At 35.1% G+C, this 21,923-nt stretch carries 21 protein-coding genes and 1 pseudogene; 15 read left to right on the top strand and 7 right to left on the bottom strand.

The window, feature by feature from the left end; translation table 11 throughout:
- Nucleotides 1-16 precede the first annotated feature (16 nt).
- A complete protein-coding gene (locus RBQ61_RS00660; protein WP_308138624.1) occupies nt 17-712 on the top strand; it encodes a carboxylesterase in 696 nt (231 codons plus the stop codon).
- Nucleotides 713-1,125: 413 nt separating this feature from the next.
- On the opposite strand, the gene RBQ61_RS00655 is transcribed toward RBQ61_RS00660, so the two are convergent.
- Nucleotides 1,126-1,794: a bifunctional 2-polyprenyl-6-hydroxyphenol methylase/3-demethylubiquinol 3-O-methyltransferase UbiG gene (locus RBQ61_RS00655; protein ID WP_308138623.1), complete on the bottom strand. Its 669-nt coding sequence runs from the start codon at nt 1,792-1,794 to the stop codon at nt 1,126-1,128.
- Nucleotides 1,795-2,018: 224 nt separating this feature from the next.
- Between RBQ61_RS00655 and RBQ61_RS00650 the strand changes: the two genes are divergently transcribed.
- From RBQ61_RS00650 to RBQ61_RS00610, 9 genes and pseudogenes are all read left to right on the top strand, one after another.
- Complete coding sequence (locus tag RBQ61_RS00650; protein ID WP_308138622.1) at nt 2,019-2,255, top strand: helix-turn-helix transcriptional regulator; 237 nt, start codon at nt 2,019-2,021, stop codon at nt 2,253-2,255.
- A gap of 187 nt (nt 2,256-2,442) precedes the next feature.
- Nucleotides 2,443-3,735 carry an IS110 family transposase gene (locus tag RBQ61_RS00645; protein WP_308137223.1) on the top strand — a complete coding sequence of 431 codons (1,293 nt, stop codon included), beginning with the start codon at nt 2,443-2,445 and terminating at the stop codon, nt 3,733-3,735.
- Between the two features lie 575 nt (nt 3,736-4,310).
- Nucleotides 4,311-4,709 (top strand): annotated as a pseudogene (def, locus tag RBQ61_RS00640) (peptide deformylase); the annotation flags it as partial.
- Between the two features lie 199 nt (nt 4,710-4,908).
- Nucleotides 4,909-5,550: a DUF998 domain-containing protein gene (locus tag RBQ61_RS00635; RefSeq protein ID WP_308140077.1), complete on the top strand. Its 642-nt coding sequence runs from the start codon at nt 4,909-4,911 to the stop codon at nt 5,548-5,550.
- A gap of 255 nt (nt 5,551-5,805) precedes the next feature.
- Nucleotides 5,806-6,624: a MerR family transcriptional regulator gene (locus RBQ61_RS00630; RefSeq protein WP_308138621.1), complete on the top strand. Its 819-nt coding sequence runs from the start codon at nt 5,806-5,808 to the stop codon at nt 6,622-6,624.
- A 202-nt stretch (nt 6,625-6,826) separates the two neighbouring features.
- Complete coding sequence (locus RBQ61_RS00625; RefSeq protein WP_308138620.1) at nt 6,827-8,173, top strand: amidohydrolase family protein; 1,347 nt, start codon at nt 6,827-6,829, stop codon at nt 8,171-8,173.
- Nucleotides 8,174-8,243: 70 nt separating this feature from the next.
- A complete protein-coding gene (locus RBQ61_RS00620; protein ID WP_308138619.1) occupies nt 8,244-9,344 on the top strand; it encodes a hypothetical protein in 1,101 nt (366 codons plus the stop codon).
- 287 nt (nt 9,345-9,631) lie between these two features.
- A complete protein-coding gene (locus RBQ61_RS00615; protein ID WP_308138618.1) occupies nt 9,632-10,288 on the top strand; it encodes a (Fe-S)-binding protein in 657 nt (218 codons plus the stop codon).
- A gap of 12 nt (nt 10,289-10,300) precedes the next feature.
- A complete protein-coding gene (locus RBQ61_RS00610) occupies nt 10,301-10,852 on the top strand; it encodes a bifunctional transcriptional activator/DNA repair enzyme AdaA (protein WP_308138617.1) in 552 nt (183 codons plus the stop codon).
- Between the two features lie 192 nt (nt 10,853-11,044).
- Here RBQ61_RS00610 and RBQ61_RS00605 read toward each other — a convergent pair whose 3' ends face one another.
- The 6 genes from RBQ61_RS00605 to RBQ61_RS00580 all read right to left on the bottom strand — a co-directional run bounded on the left by RBQ61_RS00605 (nt 11,045) and on the right by RBQ61_RS00580 (nt 18,014).
- Nucleotides 11,045-11,950, bottom strand: coding sequence for an AraC family transcriptional regulator (locus tag RBQ61_RS00605; protein ID WP_308138616.1), 906 nt, complete (start codon nt 11,948-11,950; stop codon nt 11,045-11,047).
- A gap of 90 nt (nt 11,951-12,040) precedes the next feature.
- Nucleotides 12,041-13,417 carry an MATE family efflux transporter gene (locus RBQ61_RS00600; protein WP_308138615.1) on the bottom strand — a complete coding sequence of 459 codons (1,377 nt, stop codon included), beginning with the start codon at nt 13,415-13,417 and terminating at the stop codon, nt 12,041-12,043.
- Between the two features lie 5 nt (nt 13,418-13,422).
- Nucleotides 13,423-13,863 carry a MarR family winged helix-turn-helix transcriptional regulator gene (locus tag RBQ61_RS00595; RefSeq protein ID WP_308138614.1) on the bottom strand — a complete coding sequence of 147 codons (441 nt, stop codon included), beginning with the start codon at nt 13,861-13,863 and terminating at the stop codon, nt 13,423-13,425.
- Between the two features lie 273 nt (nt 13,864-14,136).
- Nucleotides 14,137-14,316, bottom strand: a complete 180-nt coding sequence (locus RBQ61_RS00590; RefSeq protein WP_308138613.1) for an alpha/beta-type small acid-soluble spore protein — start codon at nt 14,314-14,316, stop codon at nt 14,137-14,139.
- Nucleotides 14,317-14,520: 204 nt separating this feature from the next.
- Complete coding sequence (locus RBQ61_RS00585; protein ID WP_308138612.1) at nt 14,521-15,381, bottom strand: DMT family transporter; 861 nt, start codon at nt 15,379-15,381, stop codon at nt 14,521-14,523.
- Between the two features lie 344 nt (nt 15,382-15,725).
- Nucleotides 15,726-18,014 (bottom strand): hypothetical protein, encoded by a 2,289-nt coding sequence (locus RBQ61_RS00580; protein ID WP_308138611.1) that lies wholly within the window; start codon nt 18,012-18,014, stop codon nt 15,726-15,728.
- A gap of 226 nt (nt 18,015-18,240) precedes the next feature.
- Between RBQ61_RS00580 and RBQ61_RS00575 the strand changes: the two genes are divergently transcribed.
- From RBQ61_RS00575 to RBQ61_RS00555, 5 genes are all read left to right on the top strand, one after another.
- Nucleotides 18,241-19,380 carry a SpoIIE family protein phosphatase gene (locus tag RBQ61_RS00575; RefSeq protein WP_308138610.1) on the top strand — a complete coding sequence of 380 codons (1,140 nt, stop codon included), beginning with the start codon at nt 18,241-18,243 and terminating at the stop codon, nt 19,378-19,380.
- A gap of 84 nt (nt 19,381-19,464) precedes the next feature.
- Entirely contained in the window at nt 19,465-19,761 is a 297-nt protein-coding gene (locus RBQ61_RS00570; RefSeq protein WP_308138609.1) for a hypothetical protein, read from the top strand.
- 50 nt (nt 19,762-19,811) lie between these two features.
- Nucleotides 19,812-20,573, top strand: coding sequence for a SagB/ThcOx family dehydrogenase (locus RBQ61_RS00565; protein ID WP_308138608.1), 762 nt, complete (start codon nt 19,812-19,814; stop codon nt 20,571-20,573).
- Between the two features lie 66 nt (nt 20,574-20,639).
- Entirely contained in the window at nt 20,640-21,128 is a 489-nt protein-coding gene (locus RBQ61_RS00560) for a cysteine hydrolase family protein (RefSeq protein WP_308138607.1), read from the top strand.
- Nucleotides 21,129-21,332: 204 nt separating this feature from the next.
- Complete coding sequence (locus RBQ61_RS00555; protein ID WP_308138606.1) at nt 21,333-21,923, top strand: winged helix-turn-helix domain-containing protein; 591 nt, start codon at nt 21,333-21,335, stop codon at nt 21,921-21,923.

Raw genomic sequence — 21,923 nt, 5'->3', positions numbered from 1 at the left:
AATGGTAGGTTATAATATGAAAAAACAAAACATAAAAATAGAAAATATTCCGGCAGTCTTATATGGAGATACATCAATAAATTTATATCTTTATATTCACGGTAAATGTGGCTATAAGGAAGAGGCAGAGGCTTTTGCAGAGATTGTCTGTCCCAAGGGGTATCAAGTTCTTAGCATTGATTTGCCTGGACACGGAGAGCGGAAAGATGAGATGGATTTGTTTGTGCCGTGGAAAATAGTGCCGGAACTGAGATTTGTTATGGAATTTGCAAAAGAGAGTTGGAATCAGATTTCCTTGAGAGCTAATAGCATAGGAGCATGGTTTGGAATGCAAGCGTTTTATAATGAAACCTTGGTGAAGAACCTGTTTGTTTCCCCTGTTCTAGATATGGAACAATTAATAAAGGATATGATGCAATGGGCATCAATAACTGAAAAAGATTTAGAAGAACAAAAAGTGATACCAACCAGTTTTGGAGAAACTTTGGATTGGGAGTATTATCAGTATGCTAAGATGCATCCGATAGCAGATTGGAAGGCACCAACAGCAATTCTTTATGCAAGTAAAGATAATCTTACCAGTCGATATATTGTGGATAATTTTGTTAGCTGTTTTAAAAATGAACTGACGGTGATGGAGGATGGTGAGCATTGGTTCCATACACCAGAGCAGCTTATGGTATTAAGACGATGGGAAAGTGAGAATTATTAAAAGAGACTTGTATATTCGGAACTGATTTATATTGAAGAATTAATGAATTTTAGAAGAAAAAGTATGGTATAAATTAATACAAACGATTACATATTTGTGGAATTAGGCGAACTAAAATGATAATGGAGGTAAGTTTTCTATGGAAAATAAAGGGATAAGGACAATCTGGTACAGTTGGGCTGTAGCATTTTTGTGGTTAAACGTCCTTACAGATATACCCTACTTTTTTTCAGCATTAGCATTTTGTTGCATTATTATTGGTAATATACGCAGTAGGCAACTATGAAAAATCAATAGAAACTTGTATTTGGGCAAGCAGAATTTTGGATCGGCTATAATTAAATAAACCAAGAAATGTAAAGTTAGAACTCCCTTTTACTCAACACATTGAGTACTAGAGGGAGTTTTTTTAGTCAGTTCTTATGGATAATTAGAAATAGGCTAGATTCATCCACCTCTTGCACCCAGTAGGGACATCCTGACTCCTCGCCAATTTTCTGTAAGTCCTCAGGTGAATAGGTTGTTGCCTCAAAGCCTCCTTTGCAGACAATCACACCGTTTTGGGTTTTTGCATAGTCAATTTCACCCAAAAGCCCTTTGGAGGATTGCTCTTCAAACCATTTCAGGCGAAAATCCCAAAATTTAGCACTATAACTGCTGAAATAAGCCGTCCCGCCCGGTGCCAACGTTTCAAGAATTTTATTAATTACGGTGGAATCAGCACGCATGGCAGACAACCCGTTTTGCAGGCATAAAATGACATCAAATGGCCTATGGAAGTTCATTTTGTGGACATTCATCGCAACTATGCTCGCGTTTGGGCAGTCTTTGAGATACTCTCTGCCTAACTCAACGCTTTCCACCGAGATATCTATTCCGACAATAGATCCGCAGAAGGGAGCCAATTCCTTAATAATTCGACCATATCCGGCTCCAAGCTCCAAAACGCTTTGTGTTTTTGATAGATTTTCCTTGACAAAATCTATCTCCGCTTGTAAGTACTGCTTGACACGAGGAATTTGTGTTTCATATACTTGATACAACATTTGAGAATTTAATTTTCCGGCATAGTAATTATCCATACTTCGTATCCTTTCTCTTTATAGTAAATTAGTTCATTTAACATTGATGTAATTTTAATATATTTTTACAAATATTACAATAGTTGTTCAAGGCAGCAGACAAAAAGCGTTTTTGCATGAGGTTTGATTTTTGTAATGTTAACTTGACATATACTGTAACTGTTGATAAAATTAAAGTAAGGTTAACATTACTTTGCAAACGGCAAAAGGAGAAAAATTGGCTTATGAAAAATCGTATTAAAGAATTACGAGAGAAAAAAGGGCTGACACAGGAACAATTGGGCAATTTAATAGGCACATCTAGACAAGCTGTTAATGCCATTGAAACAGAGAAGTTTGAACCATCTATATGGATTGCATATGACATTGCAAAGGCGTTTGGGTGTACAATTGAGGAAGTTTTTTTGTTTGAGGAAAGCACTAAAAAATCACGTGCCGAAAGAAGCAGGGGGGGATTATAATGGCAATTCGTGAGATTCGTTTTGATGGTGATGAAATATTAGAAAAAAGATGCAAGGAGCTTCCTGTATAATTCAAATATAAGGAATTCCAAGAAAGAAGGTTGAGAAAAAAATACCTCAGTGTACAATAAGATTACTGACTTTGCCGGTTAGTAAAAAATCTTATTAAACAGAGAGGTATCTAGAAATGAATTATAACACACAGAACGCAAAATTAGGAACTATTACAGAAAAAACTTTAGTGGTTGGTATTGATGTCGGAAGTGAACTACACTATGCCAGAGCTTTTGACTGGAGAGGTTATGAGTACTCAAAGAAGGCCTTCTCATTCAGTAATACAGAAGCTGGATTTAACAGTTTTTTGGCATGGATGCATGAACTGGGAGAAAAGCATGAGAAACAGGCTGTACTTCCAGGGATGGAGCCAACAGGACACTACTGGTTTGCACTAGGAAAGTTCCTACAGGACAACGGCATGAGACCGGTGCTTGTCAATCCTCATCACGTAAAGAAATCCAAAGAACTAGATGATAACAATCCAACAAAGACTGATCGCAAGGATCCGAAAGTAATCGCAGGACTAATCAATGAGGGGCGATTCTCTTACCCTTACCTTCCGGAAGGTGTCTATGCAGAGCTTAGGACGGCTTCAAACCTGAGATTTCAGGCGCAGGAGGAACTTACAAGAGTTCTTAATAGGATTGCAAGATGGTTCAGCATTTACTTTCCAGAGTATAAAGACGTTTATGGGAAGAAAGATGCAAAAAGCGGATTGATGATTTTAGCACAGGCACCATTGCCAGCAGACATTGCAGCGTTAGGTGTGGAAGGAGTGAACAAAATCTGGCGGGACGCAAAGCTGAGAGGCGCTGGACGAAAGAGGGCAAAGACCTTGGTAGCAGCTGCAGAGCATAGCATTGGCAGTCAGGAAGGTTTGACAGCAGCACGTATGGAAATAAAAAATCTGCTCAGTGATTATGAGGTTTATAGTAAAAGAGTCAATGAACTAATGGCTCTAATAGAAGACTTGATGAGTGGAATTTCATACACAGATAAGTTGCTGGAAATTAAAGGTATTGGAAGTAAGACCGTATCTGGATTTATAGCTGAAGTGGGTGACATAAGACGTTTTGATAACCCAAAACAGATACAGAAGCTAGCAGGATATGCACTGGTGGAGAACAGTTCTGGAAAACATAAGGGCGAGACAACGATAAGCAGACGTGGTCGCAAGAGACTGAGATATCTGCTGTTTGAGGTTGCAATGTCATTAGTTGGAAAAAATAAAGAGTTCAGGGAACTGCACCATTATTATACGACCAGACAGAATAATCCATTGAAGAAGATGCAGTCGCTGATTGCAGTTGCCTGTAAGTTGCTTAGGGTGATTTACAAGATTCTAACAACAGGAGTCAGCTATGATCCTGTAAAAATGCTTGGAGACATCAAGAGACCACCGATATCAGCACAGGCAGCATAAAAAGTAAAGCAATAAGCTTAAACCTCTGTTGAAAGATATCGCGGTTGAATTTAATTATCAAGGGTACGTTAGTACCGCTAAAGCGGCAAGCCCTTGACAATTAAATCCAGCCACGATAAATAGTAAACAAGAGGTTAAGCTGGAAACTGCCACAAATGTGGCTATACAATAAACAGAAAGCAACAGGAAAACGTCCGTTGGAAACAACGCTGTTGTAGGAGCAAAATCAGTAATCAAAACAAAGAATGAGCCAGTAGTCGGCAGGAATATTTTCCATAGGGCATAGACCCTGTTAAGGAGCTAAGCTGACACCCTGGTTATGGATAGGCAGGACGAAGGTAGTTAGGACGCATGCGGAAACGGATGGAGATCCTGGTGGATACAGGAGGTTAGCTGCCATAGAGGGATGGGTATACACAAGGCCATGTAAAGCGAAAAACAAAGACGTTTTACTTCGTGTACCCTAATACCACTATTTTAGTACTCGATACAAGAAATATCCATGACTATGGCCATTTATCTGAGATAAAGAAACAAAAAACCTTGATTTTTCAAGGAAAAAAGCTTGACTATATGAGGAGGTTATTATAGTAGATGATCATGTACGCACTCTTTTAGAGGATATGATGGAAACACTTCATACAACTCCTAATGGAGCTGCATTAGCAGCTAATCAAGTGGGTATTTTGCGTCGCCTTGTAGTAATTGATTTTGATGGTAAGTGTTTAAAATTAGTTAACCCTAAAATTATTGGCAGCAGCGGCTCTCAGGAATGTATTGAAGGTTGCCTGAGCTATCCGGGACGTTTTGGAAAAACAATTCGTCCACAGTCGGTTACGATTCAAGCACTTGATGAGAACGGAGAGAAAATAATTTTGACCGAAGAGGGAGAAATGGCAAAATGCTTTTGTCATGAAATCGAACATTTAGATGGTGAGATTTTTCTAGATAAGGTAATTGAGTTCTTAAAGTAATTTTGTATTGAGAGTATTAAGATAAAGGCAACAGAATGGCTATTTTTGCTTTGGTCATTACTCTTGTGTTTGAATTTCTTTCTCAAACACAGATTGTAGCTGAAATTTAAATATGGTATAATGAAATAAATGGAATTTAAGCAATATGATAAAAAGTTAATTTATACTATTTGTGAAGGAAGTTTTTTCTGTGTTTGAAATGATTTTTGATAATAACAAAGTGTTAAGTGCCATATTATTAATAGCTGTTTTAGGAGACTTTATAGTTCCATATACTCTTGCTCCATTTTATAAAGGTTATTCACATTCAACTTTTGTTATGAGCTCTTTAGGAAATCCTAATAGTCCAGTACATAAAATATATAATTTTTGGTTAATTCTTCTAGGGGTATTATTATTGTTATCCAGTAAATTAATATATATTAAATATCAGTTTATTTCTACAGGGCTAACAATTTCTGTTATTATGTTGTTGAGCACTTTTGCAATAGGAGCAGGAATAATTTCAGGGTTATTCAGTGTCAATGAAAGTAAAGAGGTTGTCACAACAGCATCAAAGGTTCATGGAGTTGGTGCATCAATTGGTTTTATATTTTTGTTATTTGTACCTTTAATGCTATCGATACTTTCCTTCAAAGGTAAAATTATATGTGACGGAATAATATTTCTTGTATGTTTTATTTTAGCTTTTATTTTTTTTATATTATTTATTGCAGCAGAAAAACCAAAATTTAAGAATACTATAATTGCAAGAGAGGGCATGTGGCAAAGGCTAACATTATTATTTATGTATATGCCCTTAATTTGCATTGCTATTTCGGAATTGATGTGCATAAAATAAGCAACACATGTCTCTTAACCTTAAATATAGTCCAATTACAACGAGCAATCTTTCAATTTGAGAGGTTGTTTTTTATATCCTAAATTGAGAAGTGTGTTGTTTGTATAAATGCGGCAAAGAGCAATGATACAAGGAAAAATCGTATGGAAAGGAAAGTGAAAGATAAATTTTAAAATAACTATTGACTCTCACATTATGATATACTCTACAATATAGATAAGCTCAAAAATACACATATATGTGAGGAAATAAAAAATGTTAAGAATAGGTGATTTTTCGAAATTATCAAGGATTAGTATACGAATGCTACGGCATTACGATGAAATCGGTTTGCTTATACCAAAGACGACTGATAGCTTCACTGGATACCGACATTATGGTGAAGATCAACTGCCAACAGCGGGTAGGATTACATCTTTAAAGGATATGGGTTTTAGTCTTTCTGCCATTGGAGAAATTCTCAAAAGCTATGATAATCCACAGGCACTGGCTGAATTCTTGACAATAAAATATGCAGAAGTCCTAGAAGAGACTAAAGAAACAAACCGTCGTTTACTGCTTCTTGATACAGCCATTCAAAGAATGAGAAAGGATGAAACTGCTATGAATTACAATGTGTCTTTAAAAACTTTACCTGAGCGATATGTTGCAAGCGTAAGAAAAACAATTCCTTCTTATGAGCATGAGGGAATGTTATGGGGAATCTTAATGCAGGAAACTGCAATGCTTAAAATGCAGGATGGCGATCCTTGCTACACCATGGCTATCTTCCATGATGGAGAGTACAAGGAGTCTGATGTGGATGTAGAGGTTCAGAAATCTGTTAAAGGCAAATATTCTAATACAGAAAATGTGATTTTTAAAACTGAACCTCCGATAGAGATTGCTTCTGCAATCTACAAGGGAAGCTATGAAAAAGTAGATGAAGTAAATGAAACTGTAGCTACTTGGGTAAGAGATAATGGATATGATTTTGATGGACTATCCTTCAATATCTATCATGTCAGCCCACATGAAACACAAAACCCGAATGAATACGTCACTGAGGTTTGCTATCCCGTTAAAAAGAAATAACATGATTATGAAGATGCCGTCTGCTGAAATTGCAGGCGGTATTTTTATGAGGAAACATTTTATACTATTTTGCGTTTCAAGTTCTGTTGACATATATTTATAGCTGTAATATAGTTATTTAAGCAATAAATTTGTAAGACACAATAGATTTGTTACATTTAAATATGTTTTTAAGACGCTAGGATGCGTGGGAGGATAAATTATGCTTAATAACACAGCTATTCAAGGCAATGCTTTTTATTGTATAGATTTCAACAAAATCAAATATGTTAACAATGGTATATTTTGTGTAAACAATGAAGGTTATATAGAGGAAGTTTACGAAGAAGGGCATAAAGATTACGATTTAATTAGATCTAAGTATTTAAAGAGTGGAAAATTAAGAATACTTTCCGATTCGGAAGTTATGCTTCCGGGATTTGTGGATTTACATATTCACGCTTCTCAATGGCCACAGGCAGGTACCGCTTTAGACAGGCCCCTTGAGACATGGCTTGGTGAATATACCTTTCCTTTGGAATCAAAGTTTAAGGATTTAGAATTTGCAAACGAAGTATATCGAGATGTGGTTAATACTACACTAAGGCATGGCACAACTTCAGCAATGTATTTTGCTACTGCAGATAGAGAATCGTCCACATTATTAGCAAGCTTATGTGGAGAATTGGGGCAGCGCGGTTTGGTTGGAAAAGTTGTAATGGATGATCCAAATAGTAATTTAGAGTTCTATAGGGATGCTTCTCCGGAGGAAGCTGTTTATGAAACTGAAAAGTTTATAAATGAAGTATTAGAAATACAAAATTTATACAAGCAGAAGGTTTATCCTGTTGTAACACCAAGATTTATTCCAAGCTGTACTTCCGAAGCTTTAACGGAGTTAGGGAGGTTAGCAAAGAAGTATGATGTTCATATACAGACCCACTGCAGTGAAAGTGACTGGGCACATCAATTTGCCAAAGATAAGTATGGTGTAAGTGATACACAAGCATTAGATAATTTTGGCTTAATAACTGAGAAAACAGTTATTGCACATGCGCCATTTTTAGAACCTGATGATTTAAAGATTATAACTAATAAAAAAACAAGTATAGCACATAGTCCATTGTCAAATGCTTACTTTGCAAATGCTGTACTACCTTTTAAGGATTTTAGCAGCAGGGGTGTTAACATAGGGATGGCAACAGATATATCAGGGGGCTACAGTCCAAGCATGTATCAATCTATAAGGCAAGCTGTAATATCTTCAAGAATGCTGCAAGAAGGTGTTAATCCTTCGCTGTGTCGTGACGAGAGAGGGCGATCATGCTCTTCTATAACTATTAATAATGCTTTTTACTCTGCTACCGCAGCAGGTGGCACAGCGCTGAATTTACCAATAGGAAAACTTGATAAAGGCTATTCATTTGATGTACAAATAATAAACATAGAAAATAATATACCAAGATTCTACAAAGAAAAAAATCCTGAAGATTTGCTTCATAAAATACTGCTACTGTCAGAGTCATCTAATATAAAAGAAGTGTGGGTTCAAGGAAGCAGAGTAAGATGAACAAGAGAACTAACCAACAACATGTATATGCTAACTTATATTTATTACACTATCTAGGGAGAAAGAATATATGAAAAAATTAATATTAACTGTACTATTAATATTGGTACTAAGTGGATGCAGTAAAGATAGTAGCAGTAAATTAACAATAGCAGATGATATTTCATATGAAATTAAGGTGGATAATTTAGATAATACAGAGTTAAATGCAATATTGTATTATCAAATAGGTATTGCGAAGTCTTCAAAAAAGGAGAATTTTTATTGGAAGGACAAGGTTGTATATAACCAAAGCCCTACTGTCGGAGGCTTTGGTGGATTAACTTATCCGGAGGATTCCTTTAAAAAACTTGTTGAGCTTGGTAAAAAACAAGGACTTTTTGATAATCTGCAGCCTATGGAGCTTGATGAATACTATTGCAATGAGCGCTATGAGGTCTTTGTAGGTACTGATAATGAACGTAGCGAATTATATTTCCTTATTGATGGTGAACTAAAATCTCTTTATTTAGAACTGGATACTAAAGAAAGTTTTCACATACTGGATGCTACTGATAGCACCTTAGTATGTGGTGGTGAAATTATATATAATATTGATATTGAATCAATGGCATATAGGACTATTAAATTGCCATCTATGTCACCTAATCTAATTGATAATAATATGTTTTATGGAGCTTATATCAAGGATAATATAATGAATATAAATCAATATAATGCAAATACAGATGAGTCAAAAGCATTATCAATCCAAGTAGATAATATTGTTAGGTTGGAAAAGCTAGCTAAGCTAGGTGACACAATTGTAGCACTTTGTACGGAGGACGAGACTTATAAGCCTATTCTTTTGTATTTTGACACTGATTTTAATGTTAGGGATATAAAGAGGATTACAGCAAGCAGTGAATATAATTATGTATCCTATTACGAAGGCAGAAGCTTTAAGCAATATGGAGATAAGCTTTATGGGACATTTGGGGTTGACGGAAAACGTATCAACGAGTTGGTTATAATAGATATACCAACTGGTGAACTTTTATTTCAAGCGGAGATATTCCATAAAAAGAAAAAAGGAAGGTACCTAGCTAATATTACCTTTATCAAGGAAGCAAATGATAAGCTAATAACCTTACCACAATTTGATATAAGCGGTGAAGACGTTATAAAATAAGGAAATTGTAGGGAATATCTTAATGATGAATTAATTGCTTATGGGAGAATTACGAATAATTGCGATAGTATTTTCGGAAGTACCAATAACTAATAGCATTGATAAATTTTCAGGAGAATAAAGTATAAGACAAGATTGGTGGATAGGTCTTAGAAGAGCAGTGGAAACTGCGAAAAATAAAAATTAGAAATCTAAAATCAAGAAGATTTTTAATTTATCACCTGTTAAAATTAAGTAGTAAATGAAGGTACCTTAGCTAAGCGCAAATTTAGACAGGAGGAAATATAATGATGAAAACGTATTTTAATCCGGGCTGTGCTTTGAGCATATATAAGCCTGAAGTTGAAAATAAAATTATAGAATTCTTGAATAAAAACTATGGGGAAGTTGAATTGCATAAAGTGTGCTGTCGTCATAACCCGCAGCTTAAATCAGGTTCGCTGATTATCAATGTATGTGCTGGATGCGACAGGCGCTTTAGAAGCTTATATGAGGGTATATCAACCATTTCTTTATGGGAAGTGCTTGATAAATTGGATACATTTCAATATCCTGACTACAAAGGTTTAGAGCTATCGGTGCATGACCCTTGTCCAATTCGTGAAAAGCCTCAAGTACATGAGGCAGTGCGTAACCTTCTTAAGAAAATGAACATTAATATTATAGAAGCAGAATTTTCAGGCACAAGATCGATATGCTGCGGAGATGACTTTTACCCTAAAATGCCTGTTAAAAAGGTTCGCGAAAAAATGAAAAAACGAGCAGACTCAATGCCTTGCGACGAAGTTTGTGTATACTGCGTTTCATGTGTGAAGTCAATGCATATTGGAGGGAAAAAACCTAGACATTTAATTGACCTTCTAATGATGGAAATAACTGAACCACAGATATATGATACTGTAAAATGGCACGAACAATTGCAAGATTATATTGATAAACACTAAGGGGTAGTTTCTATGACAAATGAAGAAAAATGGAAAGCGGTAATTAAAAATAATGCTGACAGTGATGGTAAATTTTTTTATGCAGTTAAAACTACAAGGATTTTTTGCAGACCATCTTGCAAATCAAAATCTCCTCTTAAAACTAATGTAGTTTTCTTTGATAATAAACTGCAGGCAATGGACGCCGGATATCGCCCCTGTAAAAGATGCCGGCCTGATCTTCTGGAGTTCTTCCCGACAGAGGAATTGACTCAGAAAGCTAAAGATGTGATAGATACGCATTTTGACGATAATGAAAAGCTTACAAAACATATTAAAAATCTGGGTGTGAACAAAAGCTACCTGAATAAATTATTTCTACAATCCTATGGTAAAACAATGACGGAATATCTGCGTTTTGTGCGGATAAAGAAAGCTAAAGAAATGCTGCTTGAAGGAGCAGCTATTGTTGATAGTGTTTTTGAATGTGGTTTTGGAAGTATGTCTGCCTTTTACTCGAACTTTAAAAAAGAAACAGGATATTCTCCAAAAAATTTTTTAGTAATAACAAAAAATAATTTATAAAATATAGGGTATAATTTTTACTACCAGAGATTAACAAGACAGCTTCTCGCATAAAGCTTTGATATGGTCAGAAGCTTCATAAAAAAGTTAGAGGTAAATAAATATGGAGAAAGTAAAGCTAACAATTAATTAAGCCATCAGCTTTACTACATATGCTGGTGGCTTGATTTATAATCTTGACTGTCTGGCTGCTTATTTAGCTATTTTTAGCCATATTTCCATGCTTGTAGTTTCCGGAGTGTGGCTTTTGTAGCGCTCTGCACCAAAAGGTTCTATTTGTAGATTGTGCTTTGGTAACCATGTGGAAAAGAGATATTGATTTGATTTGTGAAGCGCATCCATTACCAGCAATTCAAAGTTTTCAGCTTCAAATGAACATACAATATAGTCTCCCTTCGGCAGCTCCCAGTTAGCACAGCTGTTTGTGATTGCCGTTGTTTCTGCTTTTGCTCCTGCAAAATAATTAAAAAATTTTGTGTCAGTGCAGGGATAGGATACACCTATTTCCTCTGCATCTGCAGCAAGTCCAAGCTCAGCTGTCTTTTGATTATGAAATTTTCGCCAAAGTGTATCCAATGCGTTCACACCGGATTCGATTCCCAATCCTTCTACAAACTGAGCAGGCATCTTCTTTTTAAGGCCGATAAATTGGATTGGTTCTGTAAGTTGACGCCTGTTAATTTCAAGAACAATGCCATCAGTGATAAGCGGAACCCCCTCGTCAATGAGAGTATATCGTAGCAATAACTCTGGTTTGGTCATTCTGTTGAGTGTTTGCGGATTTTTACGATATTCGTCCGGAGTCATTCCAAAGGTATCTTTAAACGTTCTGGAGAAAAGTTTGTGCGATGAAAAGCCAAGCTCCAAAGCAATATCTAAGATACGCATGTCTTTTTGGCACAGTATTTCTGTTGCTTTTGCCATACGTCGCAGTTTCACATATTCTGCCACGGGTTTTTTCACTAATCGACTGAAAAGTCTTTGATAATAAAATGGGGAAAGTGCTGCTGTCTTTGCAAGGCTTTCAATATTAATTTCCTCGCCTAAATGGTCCTCAATAAATTCTATGGTTTGCTGTATTTGTTCCCATGCGTGCATGATATGCACCTCCTTTGAGAGTAGAATACCACAGAGGGTTAGATATCGCTTGACTGTGTATGCCCTTTTTATAACTGAGGTAAATTTATTTTAATAGAAACTCACTAATGAATTTAAACTCTTTTTAAACTGTACTGTAAATAAAATTGCTGTAAATATTACAGCGATTATATCGGCAACAGGCTCTGCCGCATAAACTGCCAACACCTGATTGTTCTTGAAAATCTGCGGCATTATATATATTAGCGGTATGAGAAGAACGAATTTTCTAACTACGGCAACAATTATTGAAGACTTAGCGTTTCCTATTGATATAAATGTCATTTGACAAGCAATCTGTACTCCAAATATAAACATAACAGTAAAATATGTTCTTATTGCGCTGATTGAAAAACTCATAAGCCCTGAGTTGTCAGTAAAAATACGGATAAAAAGCTGAGGGAACAGCATAATCATCAGCCATATGATTGTAGAAAAACCAAGGCTTATTTTTAATAAAAGTTTAAATGTGTCCTTTACTCTTTGGGAATTCTTTGCACCGAAATTGTAGCTTGAAATAGGCTGAGCTCCCTGAGCGAGGCCTTGTAGGGGAAGCATTGCAAATTGTAGAACGCTGACAATAATTGTCATGGCTCCCACAGCTACATCTCCTCCATGCTTCAGCAGTGAAGAGTTGAAGCAAACGGCAAGAAGGCTTTCGCTTGCGGACATAATAAATGATCCAAGACCTAAGGCAAGACTTGGCAAAATATAAATTGCTTTTAAGCGCATGTTTGACAGTCGTATTTTTAGTATGGTATTATTTCCGGTCAAAAAAAGTATTATCCAAACAGAAGATAAAAATTGCGAAATTATTGTTGCAAGTGCCGCACCGCTGACACCCATATTCAGAGCATATATAAAAATAGGATCTAATACTATATTTGTAATTGCACCAATCAACACAGAAATCATTGCTGTTTTTGCAAAGCCCTGTGCAGTTAAAAATGCATTCATACCTAATGTGGTTTGAACAAAAAATGTACCGATGGCATAAACGCTCATATATGCCGTGGCGTATTGAATAGTGTTTTCACTTGCACCGAACACCATTAAAATATCACGATTCCAAATCAACAGTACAATTGTTAAAATTATAGATATAATAATTTGAAATGTAAAACTGTTGCCGAGAACCTTCTCTGCTTCATCAACATCTCCTTCCCCCATCATAATTGAAGCACGGGGAGCACCGCCGGAGGAAATAAGCATGGCAAATGCAGTTATTATCATAATTATTGGCATACATACACCTACACCTGTTAGGGCAAGAGCGCCGTTATTTGGCATATGCCCAATGTACATACGGTCAATTATGTTATACATCATATTTATAAGCTGTGCAGTTATAGTTGGTATTGCCAGCTTTCGTAGAAGTTTTCCTATTGGTTCTTTGCCTAAAAATTCATTGCTGCTCTCAAGTTGCATTATGTTTACTCCTCATTAAGTCCGTTTATAGCATTATTAACTATTCTTTCATAAAATTTTTGGTGCTGATTTATTTCTTCTTCAGTAAAACCTGTATATAACTGTGAAAAGAAGTTGTTTTTTAATGAAACAAAAATTTCTTTAAGCATGTCTATATCTTTAATCACATTTAGATGAATGCGTCTGCGATCATTCTTGTCGGGTAATCTTTCCAAGTAACCTTTTTTTATTAGTGTATCAATGGTAATTGATACGCTTGCTTTTGGGAAAAAAAATAAATTGACTATGTCACTTGCTGTATCCTTATCAGGATTGTTAATAAGAAACATCAACACTCTCATTTCCGTCATATTCAACTCAAGTAGATCACAAGCCTGCTTTCCGTATTTTTCAAATAATCTCGTAATGGTTTGAAGACTCAAAAGTAATTCTGCACCGTTAATCATAAGTTTCACCTCAAATAATAGTTTAATAATAAACAGTTTATTTATGAACTATTATAATCTGATTGTTTTATTTGTCAATAGGAAATTGAATAGTAAAATTATACAAATGTGTAATTTGCATAAAAGTTTAATAGATGAGTAGTCTTGGATTGTAAGCTGAGTAGTTTATTACAATAGAAATACGAGCCGGATGTCATATAAAAAAACTATGATAGTATTTTATTACTATCATAGATAGAGTCCATGCCTTTTATGAGTGATCTTGCTTACCGTCTATTTAATTGACTGCCCTTTTTCGGCATATCCTCCAACATAACCGTTTTGCCTGGATGTCATGTTTGCGCGATTTTTTTCCTGAGGGTTTGCTATGCTTAGTTCTCTTGAAACTTCCATTTTAAATTGCTGTAATGCTTGTTTCGCTTCAGCAGATATTGAATTTTTTGGATTATTCATATATTTTCTCCTTTCATTTTATGCTGTTATTATTTGCATAGGAGATGAAATTAATCAAAAAATAAACTGTTTTAATATTATTGTAATATAAGTAATTTTACAAATTTTCATGGGAATATTCCTTTATTAATATAAGTTTTTATGCCCTCTGATAAAAATAAAATAAGGACCGACTCTTTATAGGGAAGGTCCTTGTTGCACTCACTAAGCTTCAACATGCCTGCTATTATATAAATACATGCTGACTGCGGAAAAGCATATAATAACATAGCCTAATACGCTGTGAAGATCCGGAATCTGTTGCAAAAAAGCAAAGCCTATTAATGCTGAGAATATAATTTGAGAGTAATCATATATGGATATTTCCTTGGCAGGAGCATAAAAATATGCCTTGGTTATCGCAAATTGTCCGACAGTTGCCATTATTCCAGCGCAAATAAGAAGTAATAGCTGGTTTAAGGACATTGGTGCAAATCTTCCCAGCATGAAGGGAATGCTTGCAATGCATGAAAAGCCGGAAAAAAACATAATGATGATTTTCTTTTCAACGCCTCTTTTTCCCAATAATCGCACCATTGTATAAGCTGCTCCGGCACCCATTCCGCCAAGTGCTGCTATTATTGCCGGAAAGCTGCTTATGTTTCCCGTAGGTTTTACTATAAAAACTGCTCCTAAAAAGGCGGTTAAAACCATTAATCCTTGGAATATAGTAATCCTTTCTTTTAAAATAAAATAAGAAAATATGATAACAAAAAACGGTGACAGCTTATTCAGCATGGAAGCATCTGATAAAACCATGTGATCAAGAGCATAAAAATTGCATATAATTCCTATGGTGCCGAATGTAGATCTCAAAATAAGAAACTTGTAATTCTCTTTTTTGATCTGTATTTTTTCTCCGTTTTTGATAAATATACTAAAAGTTACAGCAAAAGCAATAAGATTTCTGAAAAAGCTTTTTTGTATTGCCGGCAAATCTCCGGACAGACGTATAAATAGACCCATAAAGGCGAAAGCCAACCCCGCCAGTAAAATGTGAAAAATCCCTTTTGTTCTTGAATTCATTTGTTAACCTTTCATATGTTTATATATCCATGTAGTTTATGATTCAAAACTGTAGCCATTATATAATATAATTAAAGTTAGTGCAAATTAAATTGACGAATTCCCAAGTATTTAGGAATTGTTATAAAAGAAGAGTGTAACTTATTGATGCGCCATTGCAGCAAATTTAAAATTTAAATGTTAAACCGGTATTTTATTCACTGCCACGATGTAATGATATTGATGAATTCCTGAAAGTAACAAAAGAGATTTCTCAGTTATAATAACTAACTATATAAAATGCGGCTTGAACAATTTATTATAAGAAGGTGCCTAAGCATTTAGTATGTTAAGGCACCTTTTTCTTATTCCAGTTCAAAGCCTCCCCACTCAATTACTGTAAAGCCTTCCCGTGTAAATGTCTTAAGCTCTTGAGGGACAATATCGATAGGTTGGTTTAGAGGTTTGTAAACCATAAATATCCTCAATAGGCTGTCGGGCTTGGGAGTAATATTAAGCTTTGCGCTTTTTTCATAGGCGACTGTTTGGAATGTTATCAAATTATATTTGTTTTTATTCATTCGAGGTAGCCAGTACACGATAAAATCGTTTATTTCTTCGGAATTTAACCCCATGTATTGAAGCTTATTCTGCAAAAATTGTGAAGTGTCTTCTCTGGCAATAATAAATCCCTTTGACAGATCCCAGCTTGCGGTTCCTTCCCCTTCCCAGAATAAGTATGAATATTTCCTTCCATCGGCTTTATTTATCAAAGTTCCGTCAGGTTCAGCCGTAACATTCCAGCCGCCGTTGTAATCAGGATATGTGCATGTAAGCTCTCCGTTAAAATCAAGCCGTACAGAAACATCAGCTTTTTCTGCAGGGTATAAATATATTATGGGCTTTGCAAAATCTCCCAGAAACTTATATTCATAATATTGCTTGCCAGAATCGTATGTGCCAAGGTAATAGGAATCAACCAAGTCAGCAATATAGTAGCTGAGCATGCGTTCTGTCACAGGGATTATGTAAGGCTTTTCACCCGGTACAGCTACAGACATGGAATAATTATATAGACTAAAGGAAGAATCTTTCATATCCTTGCAATAGTCCTCCTTTATCCATCCTATAAGTGCCCAGTCTCCATAAATTGAACTGAATTCTCCCCATTTAAGCCTTGTAAATTCCTCGCCAAGGGATTCATCAAAAAAAGTTTCTTCTTCAAACACCATCGGTTCTCCATAATAATAGTAAGTGTCATGGGAGTCCTTGCTGAAGACCTCTGTGAATACAAGTTTGTCTCCTTCTAAATTAAACAGATAATCCGTATCGGAAATTTCACCGCTGTTTCTGTCCTTATAAGACATGTTGAACCATGCTTTACTGCCGTCATCGAGTTTTTTAATACCCAATCTGTTGCCAAGCTCATAAACCACTGTATGATAATTCCAGAGTGTATCAATATATACAAGATTATCTCCGTCAATGCGGTAAACATCCACATCTATTGTTTCAACACCATTTTCATCTTTCATCTGGTTCCAGTTATCTGGGTATTTGGAAACCATAACCTCAGGAGTTCCATCAAAATCAAGATCAAGAAGGGAGATACCTACAACAGAATCAGAAATTAAGGTATTATAATTTGAAGTTAAAATATTATATGCAGTCGTCATTTCACTGCTTTTGCCGCTGTTTTCTATAGTAAATTGCTGAGACAGTATTTTTTCGGCATCCTCAGAAATTAAATTGTATCCGCAAAGCTCGGCAGTTGAATTATATCCCGACACTGTTCCGTAGCTGCAACTAAAATTGTTGAACTGCAGGCGGGCATAAACATAATCTGCACCTAAACTTTCTAAATAACTTTCAATAGACTCATCAATTTTAGTAATTGTCAAACTGAGTGTGTCTGCCTCTATATCAATACCGTTAATCTCATATCTGCATAATTCACTTCTTGGGTGATATACAGGAATCCCTTTCATGTAGGCAGGGTCAATTATAACGTTGCAGCCATCTTGATTTTTTTTAATAAATCCGTACAAGGTCAAATTATCAATAGAATAACTGTACTTAATTTCTTTTATTTCCATATTAGACATATCAGAATCAGTGCATTCCAGAGATAATATCATATCACCATTCAAAATATTGTAGTCAGTTTTAAAAGATTCATCAGCCATGCCTTTATTTTTAAAATACAAATAATCCCTGCTTGCTATGGCAGTATCTATAGCACCAGTTCCGTATTCGATGTCAATTCCGTTGCAATATAGAGCCTGGCTGGAATTTCTTAAAATTTTGTAGTTGTAGTCGGAAACTGCAATTTCACAATCTGACAATCTAATAGACGATCCCAGATCGCCTGAAAATAACCATCGATTATCATCTCTCATTTCAAGATGAATGCTTTCAAGCTGTCCCTCTGTCAAATCCATAAGAGAAAACCTATTATCCACAGCATTTTCTTGGTTTTCAGGTTTTTCAGATTTCTCAGGTTCCACTGGATTTTCGGGTTCCTCAGGCATCTCTGGCTCTACGGATACATTTATGCCGGAATCATTATTGGTAATATCATCATTTGTTTTGTACGTATTTTTGCAGGATGTTAAAACAATACAGAAGATAAGTACAATAATTAATTTTTTCATAATTCACCTTCTTAAAAGTAGTTATATATATAATACCCTGACAATATTTATTTGTAAATGTTTCTTAAAAAAACAAAATATGGATAATAATTACTGAGGCTTATTTCAGCAGAAATGTTTGAAATACATTTATGACATTTAATTATCAAGTAGATAACAAAAGATATATGTGCTATAATCATAAGAAAGATAAAAAAATGACAATCACGTAAGACAGGAGGAAGCAATGACGGAGAAAAATTTTAATACACTGGAAATAAATGAAACTATAGCTTATATGATTGATGATCATTTTTTGGTTTGTAGCTTAGATGGAAGAATTATTTTCTCCAACAGGGCTATGCAGTCATATTTGGGCTATACTGACAATGAACTAAAACAAAAAAAATTTTTGGACATTGTTGCTGACTTTCAGATAAATAAAACTAAATCTTTTATTGCAGACACAACGGAAAAACCTTCTGAGCCGGAAGAATTATTATTAAAAGGCAAGCAAGGACATATTAAACTTCATGTAAGGACATTTAAAAAGAATAACTACATATATATTTACGGCAACGAAAAATATGCCGAGTATGAAAAAATACGTAAAAAGCTGGATGTTGAAATTGCAAATGCCATTAAAATTCATAAGCAGTCTCTTCCAGAAAGCCTTCCAAGCTCAGAAAATATCTCTTTTGCCTCCTTGTATATTCCGGCGCAGGAACTGGGCGGGGATTTGTTCGATGTATTTAAAGTAGACAACGGGTTGCTTAATGATTATTTTGAACAATATGTATGCTTTGCGGCTGACGTATCGGGACATGGACTTGACAGTGCAATGCTGGCTATTTTTGTTAAGGATACTATAAGAAGCTACTTTACACTAAAACATATACCAGGGCAGGTGCTATCACCTAAAGAAATTATGGAATTTTTTGTCGAGCAGTATATGAATGAAGGATATCCGGTAGAATATCTTGTCTGCATTTTTTTATCCGTATTTGATTTAAGGACAAATGAGCTGACTTATTGTAATGCGGGATTTCACATGTGTCCCGTACTTATAAGAAACAATGGATATGTAACAGAGTTGAACAAAGCAAGTCTCCCGGTTTCAACTGCAATAGGCACAGACTTGTACAAGTATGCAGACCAGTCTCTGCCCTTGTCTCCGGAAATGACGCTGTTTATTATGTCTGACGGACTGCCGGAGCAAAGATCAAACAATGAATTTTATGAGACCAGGCTTAAAAAGCTGTTTACTGAAATATATAAGCTGAAGCCCGATGACATAGTAAAAAAAGTCCACAAAGATTTTAATGATTTTCTAAAACTTGAAAAAATCAATGATGATATAACATTAGTTGTGGTAAAATTATCATAGATTTTAAACTATGTTAAATTAAGTTGTTCTAATGATGCAGAATTACAAAGTTATGATTTGTTCTTAAGAAGGAGAAAAGGTATTATGGAATCCGTTAGCATAAAACTTTTAACGTTGAGTGATATAGATCAGCTGTTTGAATTTGAAAAAGAAAATAGAGTATATTTTAAAAATATTGGATTGCCTAGAATAGATGAATATTACAACTATAATTTTTTTGTTCAAATTGTTAAAGAATTGGTTTGTGAACAAGATAAAGGTATGCACTATATGTACACGGTAGTAGATTCGGGAAAACAATTTGTCGGAAAGTACAATCAGTATATGCTACAACATGGAAAGTGGATAGATAGTTTGCTATTTGAAAAAATATTGGACTAAATAAAACTACATCATACTAAATGTAGGATTTGAACAATTGAGGAGGACATATGGAAAAAAATCAAGATGTAAAAAACAAAATACGCAGTAACAGAGAATTTATGAAAAGTACATTTGCTAAGGAAAGACACAAATCTGATCAGCAAAAGCAGCTTCCTCAGCCGCCTTTGACAAAAGCACCTATGAGCAATACTGCTATTAAACTAAGCAAAGAATTTTCTTCATTAATAAAAGAGCCTGATTATTTAAAATTGGTTCAGGAAAGAAAAACTCACCGTGTTTATAAAAATGAAAGCATAACTATTGACCAATTATCATTCCTGCTGTGGACTACTCAGGGAATTAAAGAAATAAGAGGAAATAATTATGCAACAGTTAGGCCAGTTCCGTCTGCAGGAGCAAGGCATGCGTTTGAAACATATTTGACGGTTTTAAATGTAGAGGGGCTAGAAAAAGGTATATATCATTACTTACCAATGGAACACTCCTTAGAATTTATTAAATCAGTTGACGAACTTGAAAATAAAATATCTGATAGCTTGAGGGGGCAGACATTTGCCGCAAAAGCAGCAGTTGTTTTTTTCTACAGCGCAGTTCCATACAGATGCGAATGGAGATTTCTTTTGGAATCACATAAGTTAATGCTGCTTGATGCAGGGCATGTAATGCAAAATTTGTATCTAAGCAGCGGAGCAATAGGCTGCGGAGCATGTGCGATGGCTGAATTTGATCAGGAATTAGTTGACAATTTGCTTGGACTTGACGGAGAAAATGAGTTTATAATATACATATCGCCTGTTGGAGTTATATAATGCAACAAGAAATATAGTGTTATATGCTTAACTATTCGCAGTAAATACAATTATTAGGAGAGTGTTATGTCAAAAACAGCATTTTTAATAGTGGATATGCAAAAAAATTGCAAAGAAGAAACATCTTGTAAAGCATCCTTTGAAAGGGCAGTAGAATATATTAATGAAATAAGTCAATATTTCCGCAAAAAAAAGTATCCTGTAGTAATTATACAAGATTTAGAATCAGGAGGACCGGAAACGGACGGCTTTAAATGTGTGGATGAATTAATAATATCAGATGATGATTTTTTTGTACATAAATCTTTTAACAATGCTTTTTGGAAAACAGAGCTGGATGCCATTCTTAAGAATGAAGGTGTGGACTGTGTTGTTATAAGTGGATTTGCTGCAGAGTACTGCGTGTTGTTTACATACAACGGCGCCATTGAAAGAGGGTATAACGCTTTTTTGCTACAAAAAGGCATAGCAGGATTTAATGATGATGAGATTAAACACATTCAGCTGCTGAGATCTGTTGTCAGCTATGATTCACTTGAATACTTTTTAAAATAAGCTCCAAGTACGAAGGAGCATGCATAAAAACGCAGCGTATTGAATCAAAGTATGCTGTAACACTTGGATTTGTGTCATTCGCAAATCCTTCTTTATTTGCAAAAAAATATATATCATAATAATAAGTAGAAAGTAGTAACATTTATATTGACGTTACATAAAATGTAATGTTATAATAAATGTAACGATATTGGGAGGTTGAATATGGAAAGAAAAAACTACATTGTACTTAGAACCGATAAAGAATTGAAGATTTTTATGTCACCTGTCAGACAAAAAATAATAAAAATAATGAGCAGAGAAGGCAGGTCGGTAACTTCTAAACATATCGCCGACAAATTGAACACTTCGCCATCTTCGGCACAGCATCATATTAAGCAGTTGGAGCAGATTGGAATAATCGAATTTGACCACAACGAAATTATAAACGGCATAACAGCCAGGTATCTTAGATTATCTGACAAGACTGTCAGCATAGGACAGGATTTAAATGATGGCTTATCACTGGAACGTGATGCTCTGGCAAGAAGCATTATAAATGAAACATATAACGGTTATAATGAGCTGATAACGTCAAAGAGAGAATTAATAAGTGAAGAGTACAGAAATGGAAATAGATTAGTAGATCAATTGACAGGCGTTGTTCATTTAACTACCCATGAGGCAAATGAATTGTTCAGCATTATAGACGATTTTATAAAAAAACATTCAAGAGCTTCAGACAATACTCACCCCTTTGAGTATGCTTTGATTGCATATAGATCAGATTTAAATGATAATGACAGGAATGGTTAA

This window comes from Sedimentibacter sp. MB35-C1, assembly GCF_030913635.1.
Lineage (GTDB): Bacteria > Bacillota > Clostridia > Tissierellales > Sedimentibacteraceae > Sedimentibacter.
Note: the sequence above shows the minus strand (reverse complement) of the source record. Positions and strands in the feature narration are given on the sequence as shown.

Bases quoted from the DNA above. Each gene is read 5' to 3' on its own strand.
- RBQ61_RS00645 (WP_308137223.1), top strand. From the start codon at position 2,443: ATGAATTATAACACACAGAACGCAAAATTAGGAACTATTACAGAAAAA.
- RBQ61_RS00585 (WP_308138612.1), bottom strand. From the start codon at position 15,381: ATGAATTCAAGAACAAAAGGGATTTTTCACATTTTACTGGCGGGGTTG.
- RBQ61_RS00650 (WP_308138622.1), top strand. From the start codon at position 2,019: ATGAAAAATCGTATTAAAGAATTACGAGAGAAAAAAGGGCTGACACAG.
- RBQ61_RS00630 (WP_308138621.1), top strand. From the start codon at position 5,806: ATGTTAAGAATAGGTGATTTTTCGAAATTATCAAGGATTAGTATACGA.
- RBQ61_RS00575 (WP_308138610.1), top strand. From the start codon at position 18,241: ATGACGGAGAAAAATTTTAATACACTGGAAATAAATGAAACTATAGCT.
- RBQ61_RS00570 (WP_308138609.1), top strand. From the start codon at position 19,465: ATGGAATCCGTTAGCATAAAACTTTTAACGTTGAGTGATATAGATCAG.
- RBQ61_RS00635 (WP_308140077.1), top strand. From the start codon at position 4,909: ATGATTTTTGATAATAACAAAGTGTTAAGTGCCATATTATTAATAGCT.
- RBQ61_RS00655 (WP_308138623.1), bottom strand. From the start codon at position 1,794: ATGGATAATTACTATGCCGGAAAATTAAATTCTCAAATGTTGTATCAA.
- RBQ61_RS00560 (WP_308138607.1), top strand. From the start codon at position 20,640: ATGTCAAAAACAGCATTTTTAATAGTGGATATGCAAAAAAATTGCAAA.
- RBQ61_RS00660 (WP_308138624.1), top strand. From the start codon at position 17: ATGAAAAAACAAAACATAAAAATAGAAAATATTCCGGCAGTCTTATAT.
- RBQ61_RS00555 (WP_308138606.1), top strand. From the start codon at position 21,333: ATGGAAAGAAAAAACTACATTGTACTTAGAACCGATAAAGAATTGAAG.
- RBQ61_RS00600 (WP_308138615.1), bottom strand. From the start codon at position 13,417: ATGCAACTTGAGAGCAGCAATGAATTTTTAGGCAAAGAACCAATAGGA.
- RBQ61_RS00580 (WP_308138611.1), bottom strand. From the start codon at position 18,014: ATGAAAAAATTAATTATTGTACTTATCTTCTGTATTGTTTTAACATCC.
- RBQ61_RS00610 (WP_308138617.1), top strand. From the start codon at position 10,301: ATGACAAATGAAGAAAAATGGAAAGCGGTAATTAAAAATAATGCTGAC.
- RBQ61_RS00590 (WP_308138613.1), bottom strand. From the start codon at position 14,316: ATGAATAATCCAAAAAATTCAATATCTGCTGAAGCGAAACAAGCATTA.
- RBQ61_RS00615 (WP_308138618.1), top strand. From the start codon at position 9,632: ATGATGAAAACGTATTTTAATCCGGGCTGTGCTTTGAGCATATATAAG.
- RBQ61_RS00620 (WP_308138619.1), top strand. From the start codon at position 8,244: ATGAAAAAATTAATATTAACTGTACTATTAATATTGGTACTAAGTGGA.
- RBQ61_RS00595 (WP_308138614.1), bottom strand. From the start codon at position 13,863: ATGATTAACGGTGCAGAATTACTTTTGAGTCTTCAAACCATTACGAGA.
- RBQ61_RS00625 (WP_308138620.1), top strand. From the start codon at position 6,827: ATGCTTAATAACACAGCTATTCAAGGCAATGCTTTTTATTGTATAGAT.
- RBQ61_RS00565 (WP_308138608.1), top strand. From the start codon at position 19,812: ATGGAAAAAAATCAAGATGTAAAAAACAAAATACGCAGTAACAGAGAA.
- RBQ61_RS00605 (WP_308138616.1), bottom strand. From the start codon at position 11,950: ATGCACGCATGGGAACAAATACAGCAAACCATAGAATTTATTGAGGAC.